This is a genomic window from Vibrio brasiliensis LMG 20546, from assembly GCF_000189255.1.
Taxonomy (GTDB): domain Bacteria; phylum Pseudomonadota; class Gammaproteobacteria; order Enterobacterales; family Vibrionaceae; genus Vibrio; species Vibrio brasiliensis.
The window spans coordinates 1-24,558 of the sequence record NZ_AEVS01000062.1; the positions used below are offsets into that span (position 1 = coordinate 1).

26 protein-coding genes are annotated in these 24,558 nt (G+C 47.2%); 12 read left to right on the forward strand and 14 right to left on the reverse strand.

The features are described from left to right. Positions 1-50 precede the first annotated feature (50 nt). From RH46_RS10185 to RH46_RS10250, 14 genes are all read right to left on the reverse strand, one after another. Positions 51-548, reverse strand: a complete 498-nt coding sequence (locus RH46_RS10185; RefSeq protein ID WP_006879354.1) for a flagellar basal body-associated FliL family protein — start codon at positions 546-548, stop codon at positions 51-53. Positions 549-565: 17 nt separating this feature from the next. Further along, on the reverse strand, positions 566-1,576 hold the full coding sequence (locus RH46_RS21795; RefSeq protein WP_006879355.1) for a flagellar hook-length control protein FliK: 1,011 nt from the start codon (positions 1,574-1,576) through the stop codon (positions 566-568). Beyond that, positions 1,577-1,891: a hypothetical protein gene (locus RH46_RS10195; protein WP_006879356.1), complete on the reverse strand. Its 315-nt coding sequence runs from the start codon at positions 1,889-1,891 to the stop codon at positions 1,577-1,579. Then, positions 1,875-2,261, reverse strand: coding sequence for a flagellar export chaperone FliS (gene fliS / locus RH46_RS10200; protein WP_006879358.1), 387 nt, complete (start codon positions 2,259-2,261; stop codon positions 1,875-1,877). Before fliS ends, RH46_RS10195 begins: the two co-directional genes overlap by 17 nt. A 21-nt stretch (positions 2,262-2,282) precedes the next feature. Beyond that, on the reverse strand, positions 2,283-3,620 hold the full coding sequence (gene fliD / locus RH46_RS10205; RefSeq protein ID WP_006879359.1) for a flagellar filament capping protein FliD: 1,338 nt from the start codon (positions 3,618-3,620) through the stop codon (positions 2,283-2,285). Between the two features lie 333 nt (positions 3,621-3,953). Beyond that, the gene (gene lafA, locus RH46_RS10210; RefSeq protein ID WP_006879360.1) at positions 3,954-4,781 is read right to left on the reverse strand and encodes a lateral flagellin LafA; all 828 of its coding nucleotides are present in this window, start codon (positions 4,779-4,781) and stop codon (positions 3,954-3,956) included. A 179-nt stretch (positions 4,782-4,960) separates the two neighbouring features. Continuing rightward, positions 4,961-5,770: a diguanylate phosphodiesterase gene (locus tag RH46_RS10215; RefSeq protein ID WP_040895595.1), complete on the reverse strand. Its 810-nt coding sequence runs from the start codon at positions 5,768-5,770 to the stop codon at positions 4,961-4,963. Then, positions 5,763-7,853 carry a flagellar biosynthesis protein FlhA gene (gene flhA, locus RH46_RS10220; protein WP_006879362.1) on the reverse strand — a complete coding sequence of 697 codons (2,091 nt, stop codon included), beginning with the start codon at positions 7,851-7,853 and terminating at the stop codon, positions 5,763-5,765. The genes RH46_RS10215 and flhA overlap by 8 nt, the downstream gene beginning before the upstream one ends. A gap of 30 nt (positions 7,854-7,883) precedes the next feature. Then, entirely contained in the window at positions 7,884-9,011 is a 1,128-nt protein-coding gene (flhB, locus tag RH46_RS10225; RefSeq protein WP_006879363.1) for a flagellar biosynthesis protein FlhB, read from the reverse strand. Continuing rightward, positions 9,008-9,784: a flagellar biosynthetic protein FliR gene (gene fliR / locus RH46_RS10230; RefSeq protein WP_006879364.1), complete on the reverse strand. Its 777-nt coding sequence runs from the start codon at positions 9,782-9,784 to the stop codon at positions 9,008-9,010. The genes flhB and fliR overlap by 4 nt, the downstream gene beginning before the upstream one ends. Then, positions 9,784-10,053, reverse strand: a complete 270-nt coding sequence (gene fliQ, locus RH46_RS10235; RefSeq protein ID WP_006879365.1) for a flagellar biosynthesis protein FliQ — start codon at positions 10,051-10,053, stop codon at positions 9,784-9,786. Before fliQ ends, fliR begins: the two co-directional genes overlap by 1 nt. A gap of 11 nt (positions 10,054-10,064) precedes the next feature. Further along, positions 10,065-10,823 carry a flagellar type III secretion system pore protein FliP gene (gene fliP / locus RH46_RS10240; RefSeq protein ID WP_006879366.1) on the reverse strand — a complete coding sequence of 253 codons (759 nt, stop codon included), beginning with the start codon at positions 10,821-10,823 and terminating at the stop codon, positions 10,065-10,067. A gap of 13 nt (positions 10,824-10,836) precedes the next feature. After that, positions 10,837-11,205 (reverse strand): flagellar motor switch protein FliN, encoded by a 369-nt coding sequence (gene fliN / locus RH46_RS10245; RefSeq protein WP_006879367.1) that lies wholly within the window; start codon positions 11,203-11,205, stop codon positions 10,837-10,839. Next, positions 11,202-12,020: a FliM/FliN family flagellar motor switch protein gene (locus RH46_RS10250; RefSeq protein WP_006879368.1), complete on the reverse strand. Its 819-nt coding sequence runs from the start codon at positions 12,018-12,020 to the stop codon at positions 11,202-11,204. The genes fliN and RH46_RS10250 overlap by 4 nt, the downstream gene beginning before the upstream one ends. A gap of 477 nt (positions 12,021-12,497) precedes the next feature. On the opposite strand from RH46_RS10250, the gene RH46_RS10255 reads away from it, so the two are divergent. The 12 genes from RH46_RS10255 to RH46_RS10310 all read left to right on the forward strand — a co-directional run bounded on the left by RH46_RS10255 (position 12,498) and on the right by RH46_RS10310 (position 24,395). After that, the gene (locus RH46_RS10255) at positions 12,498-13,328 is read left to right on the forward strand and encodes an OmpA family protein (RefSeq protein WP_160162428.1); all 831 of its coding nucleotides are present in this window, start codon (positions 12,498-12,500) and stop codon (positions 13,326-13,328) included. After that, positions 13,325-14,656 carry a sigma-54 dependent transcriptional regulator gene (locus RH46_RS10260; protein WP_006879370.1) on the forward strand — a complete coding sequence of 444 codons (1,332 nt, stop codon included), beginning with the start codon at positions 13,325-13,327 and terminating at the stop codon, positions 14,654-14,656. The genes RH46_RS10255 and RH46_RS10260 overlap by 4 nt, the downstream gene beginning before the upstream one ends. 13 nt (positions 14,657-14,669) lie before the next feature. Beyond that, entirely contained in the window at positions 14,670-15,026 is a 357-nt protein-coding gene (fliE, locus tag RH46_RS10265) for a flagellar hook-basal body complex protein FliE (RefSeq protein WP_006879371.1), read from the forward strand. 3 nt (positions 15,027-15,029) lie between these two features. Next, complete coding sequence (fliF, locus tag RH46_RS10270) at positions 15,030-16,778, forward strand: flagellar basal-body MS-ring/collar protein FliF (RefSeq protein ID WP_006879372.1); 1,749 nt, start codon at positions 15,030-15,032, stop codon at positions 16,776-16,778. After that, the gene (locus tag RH46_RS10275) at positions 16,741-17,760 is read left to right on the forward strand and encodes a flagellar motor switch protein FliG (RefSeq protein WP_006879373.1); all 1,020 of its coding nucleotides are present in this window, start codon (positions 16,741-16,743) and stop codon (positions 17,758-17,760) included. Before fliF ends, RH46_RS10275 begins: the two co-directional genes overlap by 38 nt. Before the next feature lie 4 nt (positions 17,761-17,764). Beyond that, entirely contained in the window at positions 17,765-18,511 is a 747-nt protein-coding gene (gene fliH, locus RH46_RS10280) for a flagellar assembly protein FliH (protein ID WP_006879374.1), read from the forward strand. Then, entirely contained in the window at positions 18,511-19,854 is a 1,344-nt protein-coding gene (locus tag RH46_RS10285; RefSeq protein ID WP_006879375.1) for a FliI/YscN family ATPase, read from the forward strand. The genes fliH and RH46_RS10285 overlap by 1 nt, the downstream gene beginning before the upstream one ends. Positions 19,855-19,865: 11 nt before the next feature. Then, positions 19,866-20,303, forward strand: a complete 438-nt coding sequence (locus RH46_RS10290) for a flagellar FliJ family protein (protein WP_006879376.1) — start codon at positions 19,866-19,868, stop codon at positions 20,301-20,303. A gap of 52 nt (positions 20,304-20,355) precedes the next feature. Continuing rightward, positions 20,356-21,744 (forward strand): hypothetical protein, encoded by a 1,389-nt coding sequence (locus RH46_RS10295; RefSeq protein ID WP_006879377.1) that lies wholly within the window; start codon positions 20,356-20,358, stop codon positions 21,742-21,744. Positions 21,745-21,900: 156 nt separating this feature from the next. Continuing rightward, a complete protein-coding gene (locus tag RH46_RS10300) occupies positions 21,901-22,869 on the forward strand; it encodes a M23 family metallopeptidase (protein ID WP_040895596.1) in 969 nt (322 codons plus the stop codon). Beyond that, complete coding sequence (locus RH46_RS21800) at positions 22,755-23,210, forward strand: bactofilin family protein (protein ID WP_071985912.1); 456 nt, start codon at positions 22,755-22,757, stop codon at positions 23,208-23,210. Before RH46_RS10300 ends, RH46_RS21800 begins: the two co-directional genes overlap by 115 nt. A gap of 222 nt (positions 23,211-23,432) precedes the next feature. After that, positions 23,433-24,395, forward strand: coding sequence for a transposase (locus RH46_RS10310; RefSeq protein WP_006879380.1), 963 nt, complete (start codon positions 23,433-23,435; stop codon positions 24,393-24,395). Positions 24,396-24,558: the final 163 nt, after the last annotated feature.

The window sequence follows — 24,558 nt, forward strand, 5'->3', positions numbered from 1 at the left end:
GTCCTGGTCATACTCTTGCTCATAGCTGAGATCCAACATAGTCGTACTCCTTACTGCACGACATATTTGGTCAGTAATACGTCATCGATTTCAGCGACAATATCGGTGTTTTCAAGTGCCAGAAGGACAGTCTGCTTAACCTGATTCTGTAGTTGGTTAACCGCACCGTCCTGACGTAGATCGTCATAGGTTTTATCACTAAATAGCTTAAGTAGAGAGTTACGTACGATCGGCATGTAGTCATCAATCGATTCGATTCGCTCAGGACGACGGGTTTCTACTGCGACTTCCAGCATCACGAAATGTGTCTGGCGTTTGCCTTTAACACTGAGAACGATCTTATCCAGTTCATGAAAACTTGGGGTTCGGGATGGGGCTGGTGGCTGAGTGAGAAATGCCAAAGGTGAATCGGCGAACAAATCCTTACTTTCCGTTTCGCTGCCCGATTGTTTGAGAAACCACAGACCACCGACGACAGTAGCCGCAGATACTAGCGCACTGGTAATGATCATGGCGAAAAATATAGCGATCAGTTGTTGTTTAGTCATAACCCTGTTCCTAATTATTATGCTTGGGTACTGAGCCAATGCTCCGATTGGCTACCTGAACTCTCGACGAAAGAAGAATCACGTGCAGAGAAAATGTGTCCGTCGGATTGATAATGCTGATTTGAGCCTTGTTGCTGCGAATCACCAGAGCCGACATTGACATCGACATGAACAAAGTTTTGGTTTTGCAGTTCGGCACGTAGGCGCTCTGAAACCTGAATCAGGGCTTCGCGTGTTGCGGCCGCATTAGCATTGATCTGGACACTGAGACGGTCCCCATCAACACGAACTAACAGGTCAAGCTTGCCGAGTTCTGGTGGGTCGAGACGTATCTTGGCTTCTTGCATGTTTTGCTGAGCCTGTAATGTCACTCGGTCGTGTAACACCTGCATCATCTGCTCGCCCCACTTACCAGCGCCAGTATCGATTTTGACGGCCGCCCATTCAGCCCCTTGCGCGGCGGCACCAGAAGTGGCGATAAGCGAGTTAGGGGAAGCCACCAGCTGAGCCGGCGCAGGAGTAGCAGCTTGCAGCAGCGATGCCGGGTTGGATTGCGCCAGTATTGAATCAGCTTGCGCTATTGCCACTGGTGTTTTTACCGTTGCTGTTTCAGCTAATCCGATAGCCGCTGAATGCTGCTGACTGGCTTGGCGAAGCGAGTCTGTCAGACTGTTGGTTATGGAGCCTGAAGTCAGCCCCTGCTTTTGCGCGAAACGGGCAGACATTCCCTGAGCCTCAGAGCGATGCTGTTGCACACTCCTCGGATCAACATTGACGATGGCCTCTGCACCGTTCAGCAAGGCTTGTGTTTCGGCTCCTTCCGTTGTTGCAAGCTCTTCATCTAATAACCCGGTTGGTTGCTCTGCTGTCTGGATAACGTTCTGACCTGACAGTGCCTGTTTATGAAGCTGAAAAGGTTGTGGCTGGCCCGATTGGCCGAACGATCGCGCCTGATGAATCGCAGTTTCTGTGGCGTTTTGTCCGCTTGCTTTACCTTCGCCTGATGGCAGAGTTGAAATGCTGTTCATTTAATACTCCATAGTCATCGCGAGCTGGTAGGCTTTGGCTCGCTCATGCTTAGCGTCAGCGACATTAATCTCGGCTTCCAGCTCACGAATTGCGGCATCGAGCTGCTCAAATGCGGCTTTGTGGATCGTTTTGACCTCTTTAATCACCGGCGCAAGGCGAGGATCGTGCAAATAAGGTTTATGACTTTCCAACAGTTCACGTAATTGCAGGTCGTAACGTTTCAGCCCGTGCCAGTCCTGAGTCTTGGCTGCTAACTGAATCAAAGTCGCCAGGTGACGAAAGCGTTCCGGTGATACCTTATGCTTGCTGACCAAAACTCATCCACCCTTGTCGAATGTTGTTCATTACATGTTCAACGCTGACCAGCTTTTCCAGGTCGTTATGAACACTGGCTTGGTAGAGTTCGACCTGACAGAAGTCGTACAGTTGGTGCAGGCTCTGAGCGACTTCACCACCGTTATCAGCATCGAGTGCGCTGTCTAACCCGACTAAGATATTCATGCACTTATTGATGCCTGTCCCTTTTTCTGCCAGACGTCCGGCAGACATATGACCGCGTACTCGTTCTATTTCATTGAGCAGGCCATCGATGAGCATGACGACTAACTGATGCGGATTGGCCGATGCAGCTTGAGCGTCTAAGTCGACCTGTTGATATGAGTCGTAACCTGAATCCATTAACATAAACTGTCTCCTAATAGCCCGTTAACCAAACAACGACATGGTTTGGTTCATCTGGCGCATAATGCTGTTCATTTGAGTAAATTGTTTTAGGTAGCGGTCGTAGGCCATATCGTATTTACGATCGAGCACCACTTGCTTATCGTTGATGCGGTTGATGTTCTCTTGCAGTGCATCTTTGCGAGATTTGAATAAGCCAGAAGAGAACTGAAGGTAAGGCTCAATGAGATCTTCCACTGAGTCGAGTAAGTTACCGTCGCCATTGAACATGGCTTCAAGCCCGGTGCTGTTGTTAAGCTGTGCCTGTTCAAACCGTTCAGAGTCAATCTTCATCTTGCCGTCCCGGTCGATTTCAATGCCGATATCATTGAGACGCAAACCACCAAAATCTCCACGAACCAGTGACTTCATCTGGCCTTCAATGGAACGTAGGGTCGGGTCACTTGCCAGTGCCGGACGTTGTAGGTCCTCACCATTCACTTTCGAATATTGGTCAATCACCGACATCAGGTTGTTATAGGCATCGATAAACTGATTAACCTGTTCTTTGGTCGCTTCTTGATCGCCACCTATGGTCATTGAAAGCGGTGCTTCGCCACTTGCTTGAGCCTTAGTGACCGTAATGTCGACACCATCAATCGCGTTACTAAAGGTGTTACTGCTGCCCGTCAGTTTCAGGCCAGTGTCTTTTGCGCCTAACCAGATAACTGCATCTTGCGGGGTACTGATTTGATTGAGGGTTGTAAAAGCATCTTCAAACCAAGCCTGACCTGTGCCGGAAGCACTGACATTGATGGTATTTGCTACGCCTGTCTCTTCACTGGCGAGCATAAAGTGAGTTTGTCCGTTGGAACGGACCAGAGTGGCGTTAACGCCCGGATTATTAGGGTCGTTGTTAATCGCAGAGGTCAGGTCTGCAATGGTCGCTTTACCGTCTCCGTCACTGTCCAGCGTCGATAGGTCGATGGTCAGTGTATTGCCATCAATAGTGAGGTCTAAGCTGCCTGTGATTGGTACCTCAGTGGTAGAGTCGAGGTCGGCAGGCATATTGGCAGAAACCTGATGAGCGGTAGCGACTTGTTCAACAAAGATTTGATAGCTCCCGGTCAACGCGGTAGAGCTTGCGTTGGCAGTGAAAAAGCCATCTTGTGAAATCGTTGCGCTGTTTTTGATGATACCAGCTGTGCTGCTGTTCATTTCAGTAACAGCGGTTCTGAATTCACGAAGAGCAGACTCAACCTTGCCAAGAGCATCAAGCTGAGATTGATATTGTGAGGCTTGAGTTGAATAACGCTGTCTGAATGACTGTACATCGAACGTAGCCAGTTGTGTTGCCATGGTCGCTGGATCTATTGAGCTCATCAGAGTCCTCCCTTTAATTGGTGTCAGCAATGGGATAAGTGCTGACACATCTTCATTCTGAATCGGTAACCAAAATTGCAAAATAAATGCCATTGATTAAATTGTTTAAATTCAATGGTTTGTTTTATTTTCTTTGTTGTTGCGGAAGTGGTTCTTCCCTTATTAGGTTCCGCTGTTTCCGAGTGAAAACTTGGTTTTCCTACTCTGTAGAGGCGACCAAAAGGGAGTGGGAATTAAATGGAATTGGTATTTAGATGAGGGCTGAATCGCAAAAAAAGCCTCCGAATCGGAGGCTTAATTACTGGAGTTAGCAAATAGCAGATTGTCTTATGCTTAGCGAAGCAGAGACATTGCCATTCCTGGTAGCTGGTTAGTTTGAGAAAGAACCGTTGTGCCTGCTTGCATTAGCATTTGGTTCTTAGTCATGTTTGAAGATTCGATAGCGAAGTCTGCGTCTGTGATACGGCCTTTCGCAGCAGCAGTATTCTCAGAGATGTTTGCCAGGTTGTTGATAGTGTGGTCAAGACGGTTGATGTTTGCACCAAGTGCAGAACGAACCGTGTTGATTTGGTCAAATAGCGCGTCAACTTTAGCAATCTCGGCGTTAGAGTTTGCGTTAGTATCTAGTGTTGCTGTTGTAGTGAAGTCGATATTACCCAGTTCAGTTGATACATCAACAGTCAGTTTTTCAGCGCCAGATGCACCGATTTGGAAGTCAACTGCTGCTGCTAGTTTACCGCCAGTCAGTAGTTTTTGACCTGCACCGTAAGTTGTTTCGCCCATGATACGGATAGCTTCTTGTTCAAGCTCTTGGTATTCCGCGTCAAGTGCTGCTAGCTCAGTTGCACCGTTCGTGCCGTTCGCACCTTGTGTTGCAAGGTCTTTCATGCGGTAAGCAATGTTAGTTAGCTCTTCCAGAGCGCCATCTGCAGTTTGTAGCATCGAGATAGCATCTTGAGAGTTACGCATCGCAACAGACATACCGCGAGTTTGTGCTTCAAGTTTGTTAGCGATTGTCAGGCCAGCAGCATCGTCAGCTGCAGAGTTGATACGTAGACCTGTGCTCAGACGCTCCATCGCAGTCGTTAGTAGATCATTAGTGCTGCTCAGTGTGTTTTGCGTTACTAGTGAAGCGTAGTTAGTGTGCATTGATAAAGCCATCTTAAGTCTCCTTCGTTTCTCTCAATACTCAGATTTCGGCTCCAGGATTTCCCTGGTCACTAACTAGAGGCGGACGCTGATTGTCAGAAATTAATTCAAAAATTTAAATAATGTCTTAAATCAGCGTTTAGTGGTGATTTTAGTGACTTTGATTCCACTAATCAGGCTAATTAAACCCTTTACCACACCTCACTATCGCTTTCGAAGGTTTTAAATGACAGGGCCGTAGGAATATCGCTGAAGTAACCAAAATAGTAGCTGGCACCAAGTAGCTTATATTGGTTGAGCTCTTTTTGGCTGGCGACGCGGCTGGCAACCCACTTTATCTTATTCTTTCTCAACTGCTTAATGACGGGGATAAGAGCCTGACGGTTCTCTTTTTCCTCGAGTGAGATAGATAGTTTCAACATTGCTGGTTTAAGTGCTGCAATTTGTCCGAGCATTTCACAAGGTGGTGCGACTTCGAACCATACTGAGTAAGCAGATTGCTCAATCTTTTCAATTAAGAGCAGGGCTTGTGGATTAAAGCCCTGCGCTGAGTTCAACTGAAGTGATGGAATGACATGAGCGAATGCTTTGCCATGACACTGAACTACCTGCTCAAAAAACGTTTGCCCCTGCGGCCAGTCCAAAGCATCAAGCCGCAGTGGTACAACAACATTACTGATCAGATCCGGATGGAAGGTTTCTAACTGAAACTGGGTCTGTCTGATTGCCAGATAGAGACTGAACAGGTCGAGGCAGTATTGAATGTTCTGTGACAGGTCAAACTGATAAACGCTTTGTTCACCATCTCCGCCAAATCGTAGCGTCAGGTGTTGAAACTCTACCTCTTCAGATCGAATCTCACGTATTGCCTGACAGGCATGCTTAATGTCATTGTGCTGTAACGCTTCAAATAACAGTGCATCATCTGTGGTCTCAGCGTGCTCCTGCATAAGTTTAATGATGTAGCCGTACATGGCCTGATGTGAGTTTAGATTATCCAAGGTTACCTACCACATTGATCTGTTTTGTTTCTGGAATTTCGTTGTAAGAAAGCACGGCCAAACCTTGTGAGAAGGTGCGTGCGTAACGGGCTATCAGCGGACGAAGCTGCGGCATAACCAACAGAATCGGAGCGATGCCTTGTTGTTTAAGTTGTTGCTTAACCAAAGGTAAATTCTGTTGGAATTGACTGAGAATATTGGGCTCGATCGGGAAACTATCCAGCATCACCGCACCGCTGGCCTGAGCTTGTTGTAAGGAAGTCAGCAACATCTGCTCTAATTCATCTGAGAGAGCATAAACTTTAAGTTCGCTCTTTTGACCCGCGACCAAGTTGACCAGAGTGCGGCGGAGCGCACAACGCACATCCGCAGCAAGCAGAATTGGATCTTTCGTGTTCTCTGCTGATTCAAGCATAGTGTTAGCTATGGTTCGAATATCTTGCAGCGGTACCTGATCGAGCAGTAGTTGGCGATACACCTTAAGTTGTTGAGCCGGGTTGAGAGCAGCGGTCAATGCTTCTGCAAGTTTTGGCGCTTGCTGAGTCAAGCGCTGGGTCATGGCTTCGACATCATCGTGATTAAACAGCTCTGCCAGATGCGTTTTAATGACTTTGCTGATATGAGTGGCGATAACCGTCGCATCGTCAACAACCTGGTAACCCATATTCAGTGCTTTAGCTTTATCCGGATGTTCAATCCACACAGCAGGAAGCTGGTAGGCAGGGTCGCTACCTAAAATACCGTCAACTTCGCCATAGGTTTCTCCGACCGCGATTGCCATCAGGCGATCCGGTTCAATCAGGCCCTGCTCAATCACTTCACCATTAAGTGAAATCGTGTACTGGTTTGGTTTCAGGCTCAGGTTGTCACGGATACGTACTTCCGGTAGTAAGAAGCCAACCTGCTCAGATAAGTTACGGCGCACACCGCGAATTCGTTGGGTCAGAGGGGCGCCTTGGTCTTTATTCACCAAGTGCACCAGTCGATAGCCCAATGCCAGTGATAGGGTATGCACATGAGGAATATCTTCCCAGCTTAGCGGTGTCTCTTCCTGTTGCATTGCCTGACCGATATGCTCGATCTGTTCAAGCTGAGTGTCATGAACCGGGTTCTTGTACTGGCGCCAGCCTGCGAAAGCAACCACAGCAGCAAAGGTAAAGAAGGCCAGATGAGGCATGCCTGGCACCAGACCGATGATCAGCATTACCGCTGCAACGGTAAACAGGGTTGCAGGTGAAGCAAGTAACTGCTTGTGCATCGTCTCGGACATATCATTGTCACTGTCGTTGATACGAGTCACTATGATTGCGGCAGCGGTTGCGAGCAGTAGCGATGGGATCTGAGCGACCAGACCATCACCAATGGTAAGTAGGGCGTAGGTTTTAAAGGCGTCGGAAGCGGTTAGACCATGTTCGAAAACACCAATGCTAATACCGCCAGTAATGTTGATAAACAGGATCAGCAGGCCGGCAATAGCATCACCGCGAACAAACTTGGACGCACCATCCATTGAACCGTGAAAGTCGGCTTCATTGGCGACTTCGCGACGACGCTGACGGGCAGCTTCTTGGTCGATAAGTCCTGCATTGAGATCGGCATCGATCGCCATCTGTTTGCCCGGTAACGCATCAAGTGTAAAACGTGCTGATACTTCTGAAATACGTTCGCCACCCTTGGTGATAACGACGAAGTTGATGATCATTAAGATAACGAAAATCACCATACCTACGACGTAGTTACCGCCGATCACTACTTCACCGAACGCCTGGATGACTTTACCAGCAGCATCACCACCATTGTGACCTTCCAGCAAGACGACTCGGGTTGAAGCGACGTTAAGGGTTAAACGCAGTAAGGTCGCGACCAGCAATATGGTTGGAAATATAGAGAAATCGAGTGGCCTTTTGGCAGTGGTACTGACCAGTAGAACCAAAATTGCCAACACAATATTGAAGGTAAAAAGGGCGTCTAACAGCAGAGGGGGCAGAGGAAGGATCACCATTGCCAGCACCATGAGTAGTACCAGCGGAATTCCGATAAATCCTTTTGCTGAAGTCTGTAGATGTTTTAACCGATTGAGCATAGCTTGATGTCCTTGGAATAAATCTAGTGATCAGTGTTGCAAGTGTTTCGGAATCACAAAATGAGGCAGAGGCATCGGCTTTTCGCCACTACCAGTTCGAAACGATTTAAGTTGCATGACGTAGGTCAGAATATGGGCGACGGCGATATAAAGCTGACTGGGCACAGCCTGCTCAATGGCGGTCGTGTGGTAGATAGAGCGGGTCAAAGGCGGAGAGTTAACGATCTCAACCTGATTCTCTCGCGCGATACGTTGAATGTGCATTGCGGTTTCATCGACCCCTTTAGCAACGACGAACGGCGCATCCGATTGAGCTGGGTCATATTTGACTGCGACGGCATAGTGAGTCGGGTTGGTAATCACCACGTCGGCAGTAGGCACCATTTTCTCTATCTTCCGTCTTGCAAACTGTTGCTGAATCTGGCGAATACGCTGCTTAACTTCAGGTCGACCTTCGTTGTTCTTGTACTCTTCTTTGATCTCCTGCTTGGTCATACGTAGCTCTTTAAGGTGTTCCCATCGCTGGTAAGGAATATCGATAACCCCGAACAGCAGCAAGGCAAACCCCATCAGCAGTAAACCATCGAACAGAATCATCATTACCTTAACGACCCCCTGCTCAAGGGAGAGCATCTGCATGCCAAGCAGTGGTTGTAAATGGTTGTTAAGGTAGGCATAAAGCAGCGCGAAAATGACCGCGACTTTGAAAGTTGATTTGAGCAGTTCAACGAATGAACGACTAGAAAACATTCGCTTGATACCACTCAATGGGTTGAGTTTGCTGAGTTTAGGCATCACGTTGGCTGGTCGGAACATCCAACCACCAAGAATTAAACTGCTGGCGACAGCAACGACAATGATCACCACAAACAATGGCAGCAATAACTGAATTACCACTCCCAGACTGTGCCCCAATTGCTCAATCATTTGTAACGGATTGGCTAAATCTTGTTTATTCAGCGACATGTTGTAACGGAAGATTCCCGCGATGCTGTTCCAGATGGCTGATATCTGGCTATAGAAATACACCGCCACAGCGACAAAAATAACCGCAGTGGTAAATTCTTTAGCGCGCGGTATCTGCCCCTCGTCGCGGGCTTTCTTTATTTTCTGTGCCGAGGCCTGTTCGGTTTTATCCTGAGAAGATTGCTCGCTCATACCCCACCTAATATGTACTGACTGAGATACTTAAGAGTGTCGCTGACCAGAATCAGATAACGGCTTGGCACTCCTGATATGGAAATCAACACGCTGAACAGGCCAAGCAGCATGGTCATCGGAAAGCCAAGTGCATAGACATTAAGTGATGGCGCAGCCCGGTTCATCACACCAAAGCTGATATTGGCTAACAGCATTGAAACGATAGCGGGTAGTGCAAGGGCGAGTGCTGAAGCGAACATCCAGCTAAACAGATTGACCACACCTTGAAATGAAGCGAATGAAAGCCCGGAGCCTACAGGCCATACTCTGAAGCTCTGAATCAGGATGTCGAGAATGACCAGATGTCCTTCAAGTGACAGAAACAGAAGAGTGCTGAAAATCAGAAAAATGCGGCCGAGGATAGCGACCGACATGCCGTTGACCGGATCGTTCATCATCGCCATACCCAGACCCATCTGCATCGAAATGATTTGGCCCAGGGTAGTAAAAATGGCGAACAACATGTGGAGAATCAGGCCGAAAAACAGACCCCATATTGCTTGCTCAAAAGCGAGAAATAGCGAGGTGAGTGAAAACAGATCAACCGCAGGCATCGCAGGCATTAACGGCGCGGCAACCACAACGATAGACAGTGCCAGTAAGCTACGAACCCAGACAGGGATCAGTGAGTCGCCAAAAAATGGCATCGAGATAAATACCGCGCCAACACGGAAAAAAGGCCACCATAGCTGTCCAAGTAAACGGGACAGATCGGCAAAGGTGATATCCATTAGCCGATCATTCCGGGAATGTTATGGAACAGATAATCAAATAATTCCATGATTTTTCTCAGCATCCAGTGACCGGCAAAAATAACCATTAATAGGGTTACGAGCAGGCGTGGTAAGAAGCTCAGTGTCTGTTCATTGATTTGGGTCGCGGCCTGAAAAATGGCGATGCCAAGGCCGACAATCAGTCCGGGCACGACTAATACCGCCACCATAGTGATGATTAACCAAACGGCATTAGAGAACAGCGAAACGGTCATCTCAGGTGTCATAGTCTCTCCTGTTAGCCGAAGCTTGCCGATAGAGTGCCAACGGTCATTGCCCAACCATCAACCAGTACAAATACCACCAGTTTGAATGGCAGAGATATGATCAATGGAGACAGCATCATCATACCCATGGCCATCAAGACACTGGCTACAACTAAATCTATGATTAAGAAAGGGATAAACAGCATGAAACCGATTTGGAAGGCGGTTTTAAGTTCACTGATCACAAAGGCAGGCAATACCACCGCGAAAGAGATATCTTCGACACTCGTATCGAGAGGTTCGTTGGCAATACGCAACATTTGCTCTAATGACGTTTGCTGCGTTTGAGCCAACATGAAGTTACGCACTGGCTTTTCTGCAACAGAGAAAGCCTGCATTAAGGTGATCTCACCATTGTCGTATGGCTGGAACGCGTTGTGATATATGTCAGTCCAGACGGGGCGCATAATCAGCAGAGACAAGGCGAGAGCAATACCGACTAACACTCGGTTAGGTGGGCTCTGCTGTAGACCCAACGCTTGTCGTAGGATCGCCAGGACCACAATAATTCGGGTAAAGCTTGTCGCCATGAGGATAAAAGCTGGAAGAAAGCTTAATGCGGTCATCAGCAGCAGGATTTGTAGCTTGACGCTGTACTCCTGCTCTGAGGCTCCGTCGCTGACCGACAAAATCGTCAAGCCACTCTCACTGGCGAATGAAGGGAAGGATAGCAGTAGAACAGAAGCGGTGAATAACACCAACCAACCGCGAACAGAACCTAGCTTTGCCATAGTAAAGTCAGCCTTACTGGACAGCAGTCTTAAGCGCTGAATCGACAACATCAATCAAGCGTAAACCGTACTTTTCGTTGACCACTACCACTTCGGCATGACCCATCAGAGAGCCGTTAACTTTGACATCAAGCGGCTCACCGTTGAGTTTATCAAGCTCAATCACACTCCCTTCACCAGCTTTCATTAGATCACCAAGTGGAATGTCTTTACTGGCGACTTCAAGCGTGACTGTGACAGGAATGTTTTTAAAGAAACTGAGGTCACGTTCGGGCATCGCAACTGAATTTTCAAGCAGGTCAGAATGAGTCCCTTCTAGCTCGAAGTCGTCGAAATTCAGGTCTTCACCGTTGAAAGTGGTGGTATCTACAGACTCACTCATGACAGAGGTTCCTTATCGTGATTAATAATTAAAACAAGTTGTCCCTCTTTCTCGGCAACACTGCCATTAAACAGGTGCTGGTCGCCTATGCTGACAGGGACAGTAGATAAAAGCTCGATCGGCAAAATGTCATTAGCCTGAAGGGAGAGCAGGTCGCTCAATGGCATGCGTTTTTGGCTGAGCAGGACATTTAGTTTGACCGGAGTTGCAGCCAAGGATTGGCAAAACGAATCGTAGAGAGATTCATTGGGCTGCAGGTCGAGTTGTTCGGTCAATGTATTAACCAATTGCTCGTCAAGTTTGATGTGAAGACTGCCACAATGGTCGTCCAGTTGAATGTCGATCTTGACGTACAGGCCAGTGCCAAAGGCCAACTCGAACTCACCGTTTGCCCACATTTCTTGTGGTGCTAACCATTGGGTGACCTGTTGACCGATTCGGTCTTGCAGACGCAGATCGCTATTACTCAGATTCTGCTCAGCTCTGTCGATGCTTGCGCCATAGAAACAGTCGGCTAACTTGATCAGAGTCGCTTTGTCACAATGAACAAACACCTTGCCGCCAGCGTTGTGTTGAAAGGTGCTGGTGGCGTTCTTTTCCATCTCGTTATTGGAGAAAGAGTGGAGTGAAACGGCGTTAACACTCGTTTCGATTCGGCAGCTCTTTAACCAGCTTTGAAGTTGGAAAGTGAGGTTATTACATGAAGAAGAAATCAAGCTTTCTAACTTGTCTCGAATGACATGTATCGGTTTACCCAAAGACTCTACATTGAGTGGTTGGTAATTTGGAATAGACATTTTATCTCTGGCTTCCATTTTATATTTAACCATTCCTTGACAATTGAGGGGGTTATTTCTTACTTCGAACGGCGCCAGTCTACATAGAATTATTAAATATATTTAAGCCAATATATAAATTTTGTGATTTTACTCCATATGTTGATTTAACGGTTGCTTTAGAGCTTCTAATCAAAAATGAAAAAGGTTAGTTTCATTGCATATTCAGTCTGGTGAATGTATCTGCTCACCATTGATTTATTGTTGCATATGTCAATCTATCTGGTTGTTTTTAATGCGCTAAAATTGAAATTTCTAGCTGTTGGAGATGGTTTGGAAGTGGGCTGACAATCAGTTGCAAGGCTGATTACATAACTATTAACAATAATTTAAAAATTTATAATATTTAATTTTGATAATTTTTGGGAACTGATGATTAATTGTTCGAAATTGCATCTGCTATTTCTGTTGTTTTATTCGCCGCTTTTGATTGCTAAAAATATTGTCACATTACCTATGGATGAGGTCGATTGGCTATATAAAGGTAATAATCTAAAGTGTGAATTAAAATATATAGCTGAAAGAGAGGGGAAGTTTTATTTCCGCTCCGAACAGAAACAACATGCTTATTTAAATATAGAACTGGTGAGTTCAGATAAAGAGCTGACTGACCGTGAGCTCTATGGTTATCCAGCACCCTGGCAGGATGACGTACCGCCATTACTCATTAGTACCGTTTCTTCACAGACTGGTAAGCAAGTCATATTCGCCCAGAATATCTCTGACCTTCTTCGCTATATCGAGCGCGGTGGTTGGGTTGGATATTCCGTAGGCGGAAACACAGCTTCCGCCTCACATACTTACCTTGTTCCAACGGTAAGAATTCATCAACCTCTACGCGATTTTGTTAATTGCCAGAAGTCGCTTCCGTTGATGTCTTATTCGCAAGCAAAAGATATATCGCTGCAATTTAATATTGGCCAGAAGAGTTTGAGTAGCGAGCAGTTAACGACTTTGGCTGCGTTGAACAGTTATCTACAGGCTGACCCGAGTGTCAGCAAAATTCTGGTTGACGGCCATACCGATAGTTCCGGTGCCAGAGCAAGCAACCTTGCCCTGTCCCGAGTACGTGCAGAATTAGTCAGTAAACAACTTCATCACCTTGGTGTCAGCCAAAGCATGATTGAAGTCCGTGCCCATGGCTCGCGCTATCCGATTGCAACTAACACTACCACTGCTGGTAAGGCTAAGAACCGCCGGGTAACACTACGATTGGTTCGCAGTAATGAAACGGTGATTCCAGTGTCAACAAATGAAAATAACAACGTCGCTAAGGTTCAATCATGACAGAAACAAATATCTTGTTGGTTGAGCCAAAAGATGAATTAGCTCAACCCGTTATCCGAGTACTTGAAGAGTCTGGTTATCAGATCACCCATTCTCGTACCGGACGTAGTGCCTTGCTTGAGCAGGCCGCTGATATCACATTGGTTAGTTCAAATCTGCCAGATATGTGCGTACGTGAATTTGTTGATTGTCATCAGAAGAAGCCTGGAGATGGTGTAGCGATTGCGATTGTCGAACAAGAGCAAGGTATCTTAGCCGCTGAAACCATGAAAGCGGGGGCTACCGATTACCTATTGCGTCCATTCGAAAAAAGCCAGTTGGTTAATCTGCTCAGTCGTGTAGAAGCGATTGGTAAGCCAATGACCAATATTGTGGCGGAATCGTGGCGCAGTAAGCAGGTGCTCCAACTTGCTCATCGCGCGGCTTGTACTAATGCTAGCGTTTTGATCACCGGAGAGTCGGGGACAGGTAAAGAGGTATTAGCTCGCTATGTTCATCAGCAGTCTGAACGGGTGGATGGGCCTTTCGTTGCGGTCAACTGTGCAGCGATTCCTGAGTCTATGCTCGAAGCTGTGCTGTTTGGTCACGTTAAAGGAGCATTTACTGGGGCAACTAATTCGCAAAGCGGTAAGTTTGAAGAGGCAAATGGTGGAACCATTTTGCTCGATGAAATTGGTGAAATGTCCCCGGCAGTACAAGCCAAACTACTGCGTGTTCTGCAAGAGAGAGAAGTAGAACGAGTAGGCAGTCACAAACCAATTCAGCTCGATATTCGTGTTGTCGCGGCGACGAACAAGGATCTGCGAGAAGAGGTTAAGCAGGGTACATTTCGTGAAGATCTCTACTATCGCCTCGATGTACTGCCTCTTCATTGGCCACCATTACGCGAACGTCAGGAAGATATTCTGCCTATCAGCCAATTCTTTATTAATAAGTATCACGAGGGTGGTCAGTGTCATTTGTCTCAGGATGCAATGGCAGCTCTTAGCCAATATCACTGGCCGGGAAATATTCGTGAGTTGGAAAACGTTATCCAGAGAGCACTAGTGATGCGTCATGGTGACTACATTACTGCTCAGGATCTGATGCTACCAACCGAGCTACTCAAGCCCGTCGTTGAGCCTCAGCCATCAACCAATATGGGTCACGTTGAAGCGAAAAAACAAGCAGAGTACCAATACATTCTCGACAAGTTACGTCAGTTCGGCGGCAATCGAACCAAGACTGCTAATGCCCTTGGCGTGACTACCCGAGCATTGCGCTACAAGCTAGCAGCAATGCGCGAACAAGGTATCGATCTACAGTCAGTACTTGGCTCAGCAGCATAAAGGAGGATTCGTCATGGCAAGTCAAACTCAAAACAGTGCGATCACAGCGGAGCAGCTGATGCTATCCAAAATGGATGTGATGCGTACACATGTTCAACCGGATTTTGTTGTATCAGCCAATCCGTTAGATGTGCAGAAAGTGAATTCACCGATGTCATTCTCGACGGCAATGACTAGTGTGCTCGATAGCGTTAATCAACATCAGTCGTTGGCCAGTCAGAAAATGACTGCCGTAGAAACAGGTCAAAGTGATGATTTGGTTGGGGCAATGATTGCGAGTCAGAAAGCAAGCTTGTCGTTCAATGCGTTAATGCAGGTTCGCAACAAGGTTGTGACCTCATTTGAAGATATAATGAAGATGCCGGTGTAACCCATGTCAGAGATAACAACTCAAGTCGCTGGTGGTCCGTCTTATGATGCTGGGATTACTGAGCCTTCAACCAATAACGCAATGCATCAGTTTAGCGCTAAGGTTAAACAACTATGGTCCAACAGCCAGCGTAACCTGGTCCTGTCAGCGGTACTGGCTGCGATTGTTGCCGCTATTATCGTCGTCGCTTTATGGAGCTCGACACAAAGCTTCCGCCCTCTTTATAGTCAGCAAGAACGTTTTGATACTGGTGAGATTGTTTCGGTACTGGAATCAGAAGGGATCAATTATCGCCTGCAGGAGAAAAATGGTCAGGTACTGGTTGCTGAGGGCGAAGTGGCGCGTATTCGTATGCTTTTAGCCGCCAAAGGGGTTAAAGCCAAACTGCCAACCGGTCTTGACTCATTGCAGGAAGACAGTTCGCTAGGTACCAGTCAGTTCATGGAAACCGCTCGTTACCGCCATGGTCTGGAAGGGGAGCTGGTTCGAACGATTATCTCACTTAATGCGGTATCCAATGCCCGCGTCCATTTAGCGATTCCACGCCAGACCTTATTTGTACGCCAGAATAGCGAAGCACCTTCTGCGTCAGTAATGCTAGAGCTTAAGCCCGGCGAAGAGCTCAAACCACCTCAGGTAGAAGCCATTATTAACCTATTGGTTGGCAGCGTTACAGGTATGAAGCCTGAACAAGTTTCGGTAATTGACCAGTATGGCCGCTTACTAAGTGCTGATGTTGCATCGGCTGAGGCAGGTAAGGTTAACGCTAAGTATCTTGATTACCAGAAGAGTGTCGAGAAACAGATAATTCAGCGTGCCGCAGATATGCTGACACCGATTGTTGGCCCAAGTAACTTCCGTGTTCAGGTCGCGGCTGATATGAACTTCAGTCAAGTGGAAGAAACTCAGGAAATTCTTGATAACACTCCAATTGTTCGTAATGAACACACCATCACCAATAACTCAATTGATCAGATCGCACTTGGCGTTCCGGGCACTTTAAGTAATCAACCTCCTGTAACAGGTGAAGTACCTACTCAGGACAGTCAGAACACCAATGCCCGTTCGGAGATCAACCGTCAGTACGCCGTGGGCAGCAGTGTGCGCCGAACTCAATATCAACAGGGTCAGATTGAAAAGCTCAGTGTTTCCGTGCTGCTTAACGAAGCTGCGGCTCCGAACGGAACAGCCTGGACTGAAGATGAGAAAAGCCAGATCTCGACCATGATAACAGACGCTGTCGGTATTGCCGATCAGCGCGGCGACAGCTTCAGTATTATGAGCTTCAACTTTACACCGTTAGCCATAGAAGCGCCGCCAAGTATTCCATGGTGGCAAGATCCGACGGTACAGCAGCCAATGCGCTACGTGATTGGTGGCATGCTGGGTATGGCAATGATTTTCTTTGTCCTTCGTCCATTAATTATGCATTTGACCGGAGCAGATACGCGTTCTCAAGAGCTGGAGTTTGCCGATCCGCAGGATGAGCCTGTTTATGACAACCTACAGACCCGCGAAGAGCGAGAAAGGGAAGAGGATCTCAACCGTAAACTTTCAGAAAAAGGGATTGCGGCTTCCTCGGGTCTTAATGTTGGCAACGATATGCTTCCGCCTCCGGGATCACCGTTGGAAATTCAGTTGAAACACTTACAACTTATTGCGAACGAAGAGCCTGAGCGCGTCGCTGAAGTACTAAAACAATGGGTAAATGTGAATGAACACAGCAGAGTCAAAGCAGAAAGCAACGCTTAGTCACGTAGAACAGACCGCCTTGGTACTTCTGGGCATGGGTGAAGACGCAGCAGCCAAAGTGTTGCGTAACTTCAGTCGCGATGAGACCCAGCGTGTAACAAAAGCGATGGCTAAGCTTAACGGCATCAAGAGTGACAGTGCCCACGGGGTGATTAAGAACTTTTTCGAAGATTTCCGTCAACACAGCGGTATTCGTGGGGCGTCAAAAGAGTATCTTTCGAACACCTTACGTAAGGCGTTAGGTAACGATCTGGCTAAGGGGCTGCTGAATAACCTATATGGCGACGAAGTACGAAACAACATGCAACGCCTGCAGTGGGTTGATGCAGAAGTTCTGGCACGTTTTATCTCTAACGAGCACCCGCAAATGCAGGCGATCTTTCTCGCTTACCTGCCATCTGAAAGCTCTTCGGCAGTCTTAAAGCATCTGCCTGAGGATTATCATGATGAACTTTTGTATCGCATTGCCCGCTTACAGGATATCGACCATCAGGTTGCGGGCGATCTCAATGAGCTGATCGAACGTTGCATTGAACATGTCTCCGCCAGTCAGAGCGCTCCGCTATCCGGAGTTAAACAGGTCGCGGATATTATCAACCGTTTTGAAGGCGATCGCGGTTCACTCATGGAGATGCTCAAACTGCATGATGAGGACGTGGTGAGTGAGATTGAGCAGAACATGTTTGATTTCATGGTACTTGGCCGTCAGCGCGAAGAGACGATGGATCGTCTGGTCCAGCAGGTGCCACTCGAACTGTGGGCATTAGCGTTGAAAGGTGCCGAAATTACCTTGCAACAAGCGATCAAACGATCAATGCCTCAGCGTATGGTTAAAGCGCTGGAAGACGATATGCAGGTGCGTGGTGCGGTGCCACTCAGCCGGGTTGAACGAGCCAGACTGGATATTATGCAGATTGTTCGTGAACTGGATGAGTCTGGCGAGATCGAGCTGATTCTATACGAAGAACCAACGGTGGAGTAGAGCTATGTCGCTAGGTAAATCTCAGCTTCTTAACACGCCGAGCACCAACTACCGAGTGCATCGCTTCCCACCGCTCGCTCAACCTATGGTCAGCGATAACGAATTTGATGTTGATGATACCTGGCAGGATGCGCAGGTTGAGTTGCAACAAAAGCTTGAACAAGGTTTTCAGACTGGTTTAGAGCAAGGTCATGCTGAAGGCTTGAGTCAGGGCTTGGTTCAAGGTCAGCAGCAGGGATTAGCTGAAGGTCAGAAAGAGGGTTTTCAGCAAGGCTTTGTCACAGGGGAACAGTCGGGAAAACAGGCATTCCTTGAGGCGACCAAACCCGTTAACGAGCTCTATCAAACGCTGGCGAGATGGCAGCAGGAACGTGAGCAACAGCAACGCCATATCATTTGCGAACTGGTGCAGAAAGTGGCTCAACAGGTAATTCGCGCGGAATTAACTCTGATGCCGCAGCAGATTTTGTCGTTAGTCGATGAAACTCTGGATGCAATGCCGGGTAAAACCGAGCAGGTTACCGTCCATCTCAACCCACAAGATGTTGAACGCATCAGCCAGATCAACGCTGAACTGCCAAAAACATGGAGACTGGTTGCCAATCCTGAACTGCCTCCGGGTGGTTGTCATCTGGTGACCGAAGATGCTGAAGCGGATGCCAGTTGTGACTCGCGACTAGAGGCTTGTATGGATAACGTTAAGCAACATCTACTCGATGAGACGGTAACCAGTCAGGAAGAAGGTGAGTAATGAGTAGCACTGCTGCATTTGAATTACTCTCTGAGCGAACCAGTGAGGCAATTGCATCCTTGGATTCAATCCCTGTTGCAAGGGTCACTGGCCGGCTGGTTAAGGTCAATGGCTTAATGCTGCAGGCGGTTGGTTGTCGTTTTAAGCTTGAGCAACGCTGTCTGGTTGAAACCGCGGAAGGTGACATGATTGAGGCTCAGGTTGTTGGCTTCGACCACACCATCGCTTATCTGATGCCGATTCGTCGTTTAGGGGGATTGTTCGCAGGTGCCAAGGTGATTCCGTTGCAAGGTGATAGTACGGTTCAGTTGAGTGATCAGTGGTTAGGTAGGGTGCTCAATGGTCTGGGAGAAGCGATGGATGACGGACCTGCATTGCAGGGTGGTGAACGAGTTTCTCTTGATCCTACTCCGATAAACCCATTGAAACGTAGACCAGTCGATTCGCCGCTTAACGTCGGTGTCAGAGCCATTAATGGATTAATGACCGTTGGTAAAGGTCAGCGTATCGGCCTGATGGCGGGTAGTGGTGTAGGTAAAAGTGTCCTGATGGGCATGATTAGCCAGAACACAGAAGCGGACGTGATAGTCGTCGGTCTGATCGGTGAGCGAGGACGGGAAGTTCGCGAGTTTATTGAACGCAACCTGACTGAGGAAGCTCGCAAAAAAGCGATTATCATTGCCGCTCCAGCAGATGAATCACCGCTGATGCGCCTTCGTGCAACTTTGCTCTGTCACCGGGTATCCGAGTATTTTCGTGATAAAGGCAAAGATGTGTTACTTATGATGGACTCCCTGACCAGATATGCCATGGCACAGCGCGAAATTGCCCTTTCACTGGGCGAGCCTCCTGCCAGCCGTGGTTATCCGCCATCTGTATTCAATGTTCTGCCTCAGCTACTTGAGCGAGCGGGTAATAGCGCAAATCAGGACGGTAGTTTAACCGCCATTTATACCATTCTGGCGGCAGGAGACGATCAGCAGGATCCGGTGGTTGACTCTGCCCGTGCGATTCTCGATGGCCATGTTGTGTTGTCACGTAAACTGGCGGAACAGGGACATTATCCCGCTATCGACATTAATGCCTCGGTGAGTCGATGTATGACCGCCTGTTCTCAACCAGCACATCTAACGCTAGCGAGTGAGTTCCGAAAGACCTACGCCAGCTATTTACAAGTTAAAGAACTATTACCACTTGGTGGCTATCAACCAGGGCAAGATCCTGAATTAGATCGTTCCGTCGCACTCTATCCGCAGCTAGTCGCTTATCTTCAGCAGTCACAGCACTGCTCAGTGGATTATCAGCAGAGCCTGACAGAGCTAGCGCAGCTATTTCAACAGTAGGCGAGGGGAAAATGCAGGCGAAGTTACAAGCGATTGAGAAGTTTCAGAAAATTCAGCAACAGCAGCGTGATGCCATGTCTCAACAGCTTGAGACAAAGCGTCAGCAGCAAGCTGCCGCAGCAGAAAAACTTAACCAACTTGCTAACTTGAAACAGCAAACCTCACCTTGGTTGAGCTGCGGCGAGGTTAATCGAGAAGTATTACTTAACTACAGTCGCGTTGATCAGATGTTGAGAAAGTTAATCAATCACCAGCAGCACGAACAAGCGCTAATGCAAGCGGAATGCGCGTCTTTGCAAAACCAATTGCAGAGTAAGCACCTCAAAGTCAAAGGTATCGAGTCGACGCTTGAGCGTTGGCAGAACGAGTACCAGTCACAGCAGCTAAAACGTCAGGAACTGGCATTAGAAGAGCTTATCAATCATAGGTTTGCGGTTAAGAGCAACTAGTCGGTTGTTGCATTGCTTGGTAAAGCTTATCCATGGAGGAAGAGGCGTTGTTATGCCTAAGTTGAAAGACGCGAATGTCTTAATCATCAAAGAGTATCCCAATCGTTACATCAGCATTTCTAGTCTATTGCTTTCTCTAGGGATCAAGCCTTACCGAATGATCAATCTCAATGATCCAATTGAAGCGGTAAAGCGCACCTTCCACCAACGATTTGATGTTCTGATTTGTGATCAGAACTATCGCGACAACCAACTTAAAGCGGCGGATATCATTGCTCAACTGCGCGCGGCAAAAGTCATAGATCAGGGGACAGTGATCGTGATGGATTGCCGAGCTGAAGTTTGCAAAGACTATTCATATTATCTGGCCGACATTCCGCTTCATCCAGAATCTAACCAACGTGATGTTACTGATCGACTCCGTACCGAATACGAGCGTAAAAACAAGGTTTGGCCCTTACTCAATCGAACGCCAAGTCAGAGTGAACAGGATATGGAAAAGCGCTATCAGTTTTTCGAACAGCACTACCCTGAATGGCAATACGACTTAACTCTGAGCCGCGGTCATTACTATTTGTTAAACCAACAGACTAAGTACGCGACCGAGTTGTACGGAGCGTTAATTAAGCAGAATGCTAAGAAAGACCTCACCTTAGAGATCTGTTACTTCCTTAATGCACTGGCTCTAAACGGTCAGCAAAAAGAGGCATTAGCACTGCATACTAAGTTTGCCTCTGGTAAGCGCAAGTTGGGGCAGCCACTGACAGAGATGGGAGCCATGTTACAACTAGCCCATGGTCATCTGGTCGATGCGTATCAGCTACTGTCTTTTTCTCAACAGCGCTACGGAACGAACCTGACTCAAAGAACGGGACTCGCTCTGATTGGAATTGCTGTTGGCAAGTATGATCAGGCGTTGGAACTGTTTTCGAACAATCTGATGTGTGCTAAGCAACTCAATCAAGATGTTGCCCAGCACATGCTGAACTATTTGTTTGCACTGGTTATGTCCTGGAGTGTCAATCAGGATGCGTCTGCCTTGTATCAAAAGAAGTTTGCTCAGCTTAGCCAACAGCTATCGAGTAGTCGTCTTTCTGAGTCACAAAGCGTCCAACTCGCTCTATTGAATGTGCATGCCGACTGTTTGTTGGCCAAAGGGTATCGAGCCAGTACGGAAAGTTTACTGATTAGTTTTGATAGCCTTAACAGCAATACCAGTCAAAGCTGTCAGCTTCATGCTCTATATATCAGCGCATTATTTGCAAAGGAGTCTACGTTCAATCGTCTCCGCAAAGAGATTAGCCAGCGTAAGATCGTTTACATGTTTGACCCTTTAGCCGCACTTAACGGTGAGCTGGTAAAGCAACTCGGCTGGAAGCACTTTTGTTCTGCGATGGCAGGAGTAATGCCAGTTACATCCCAGTATCCACGTTATGCCTGACACTAAACGACACCACGTTTAGTGATATTAAACCGTTTTTATAACTCTGGAATCCAGTCAACGAAATTGCGCTTCCAAGCTGATCTAGGCCAATTAGATTGTTAGAATCACCAGCCTCGAGATGAATTTATAGTAACGCGTTGTATTTTAATTATTATGAAATCCAGTAATTTGACAGTGGCGGTATCTGGCGTAGCAGGAACGCGCTTTCTTAACCTATCGCCAACGACTATCCGCCGAATCAAGTTAAGTCTGTTGTTTGCTATTCTGGTGTTTGGTGCTCTGGTCACAGTGCTGGTTTTAAAAATAGGTAGTGCGGCTGACTCACAACGTCAGGTTCAGCAGTTATCTGACAAAGCTCAACAGCTTGAACAGCTATTAGCGGAAAAAGAGCTACAACTTACTCAGCAGCTCAATGATAAAGAGCAGTTAAAGCAAGAGCTGGTGTATGTAGAGCAGAAACTAACGGGTATTGAGTCTGCGATGTCGTTGCCAGATGAGGCGTTAGAGCTACGCGAACGCGCCGATATCGCAGCACTGAGTACCGCAGCTCGTCACCAGATGTTGCAACTGATCCCGAGTGGTAAGCCAGTTAAAGTGGGTTACCTCTCTTCTAAATATGGCCGTCGAACGCATCCAGTAAAGAAAACCTGGAAGATGCATCGTGGTATTGATTACGCGGTGAATATTGGGACGCCGATTTATGCACCAGCGGATGGCGTTGTTGAGTTAACGCGCAAGAGTAATAAAGGGTCTGGTAACTTTCTGCGACTTATACACTCATTTGGATTTACTTCATCGTACTCTCACTTAAAGGCTTTCAAAGTAAAACCAGGAGAGTACGTAAAAAAAGGTGACCTGATTGCCCTGTCTGGAAATACTGGTCTGTCGACGGGTTACCATCTTCATTATGAAGTTCGCTTGGTCGGACGTGCACTTGACCCACTGCCATTTACTCAATGGGAAATGAATAACTTTGCCGCGATTTTTGAATCGAATAAGGACGTAAAATGGGACTATTTAGTAAACAAAATAGAGAACCGAATCGCCACCTCACACAGACTGTCATCGCTGACGGAGCCGACATCAGTGGAGAGCTCAAACTTACTTGTAACATCCAAATAGATGGTCGAGTAACAGGTAGTATTGAGACTGACAGAACGGTAACTATTAGCGCTACGGGTTCAGTAGAAGGTTCAGTTAAAGCGGAACGATTAGTGGTTAACGGCCATTTTCGTGGCAAGGTTTACACCAAGAGCGTTGAAATACTTGAAGATGGTCGCTTAGAAGGTGAAGTCTCTGCTGGTGAGTTTACCATTCAGAAAGGTGGTGTATTCCTGGGCAACTCTAAAAACGTTACCGCAGAAGAGGTTGTGACTATCGACTCAGTGACCAAGATAACTGCAAGTCAGAATAACAGTGATAAAGGTAACGACAAAAAAGGCAAAGTTGAGCAGTGTGCCTAACTCACCTCAGCTAGCAACTATGCATCCAAGTCATAGCCCTAACGAAAAACCGCCTGTTGGCGGTTTTTTTGTATCAGTCCTCTCTCTTGAGAGGACAGACACCTCAAAGAATGAAATTAGGATGAGGTGTTGATACCTCTACCAAAAGTCACCGCATCATGGGTTGCTGTGTTGTCTACACTGCCTTAACTTGGATGAATCCCTCCTCCAATGAGATTTGAGATGACAACAGCAAGAAAGCAACAGGTGTGCGTTGATGCAACTCCCTACTACCACTGCGTCTCTCGTTGTGTCAGGCGCAGCTTTCTATGTGGTGAAGACCCACTTACCAACAAAAGTTATCAGCACCGAAGAGCTTGGGTTGAACGCAAAATTACGACGCTCTCACAGATATACTGCATAGACATTTGTGCCTACGCTATTATGAGTAATCACTACCATCTGGTGGTTCATATCAATCGAGCTAAAGCCCAAAAATTATCGGATTACGAAGTTGTTGAACGCTGGCGGCAAGAGCATAAGATGCCCGCTTTAGTCTCTCGTTGGCTTAATGGTCAGCTCACCAGCAAAGCAGAGATGGAAGTGTGCTCAGCGATAATAGATTCGTGGCGTCAACGTTTGTGGAACCTGAGTTGGTTTATGAAAGAGCTTAACTTTGACATTGCTTGTCAAGCCAACAAGGAGGATGATTGCAAAGGCCACTTTTGGGAAAGCCGTTTTAAAAGCCAGGCGCTGCTTGATGAAAAAGCGCTTCTGGCCGCAATGACTTATGTAGACTTAAACCCATTAAGAGCGGGCGAAGCTAAGACCCCTGAAACCTCTGACTACACATCCATTCAAGCTCGACTAGAAGCATTAAACAAGCAGCAAGAGTCTGCCCCATGCCTTCATCCATTTATTGGGGCTACAACGAATGAGCGAGTTGATGGGATCACATATCGTCTTATGGATTATATCGAGTTAGTCGATTGGAGCGCTCGTTTATATCGGGAAGACAAAGCCAGCTTAGCCGAAAGCACCCCACCAATATTACAACGTCTTAATATCAACCAGCTCAAATGGCTTGAGGCTTGTACAAAACTAGAACGACAGCGAATTACTGCCGTGGGTTGCAGTCAGAATGTTATTCACGCCAAACGGATGTTAAGTCGAAAGAGGCTTAATCTTCTTCGGTTGGATAGCTAATTAACCACTTTACCTAGCTACTATCAAGCAAAGGGGATGCAGGTAAGCGCCCATCCAACTAACTCATCTTCAGAACTACGAACCCTACAAACAGTTGTAAGAATTTCCAGTATTGAGTAGTGGATCGCCTTCAAGTTCCTCCAATTGACAAAAGGTTTCGCTT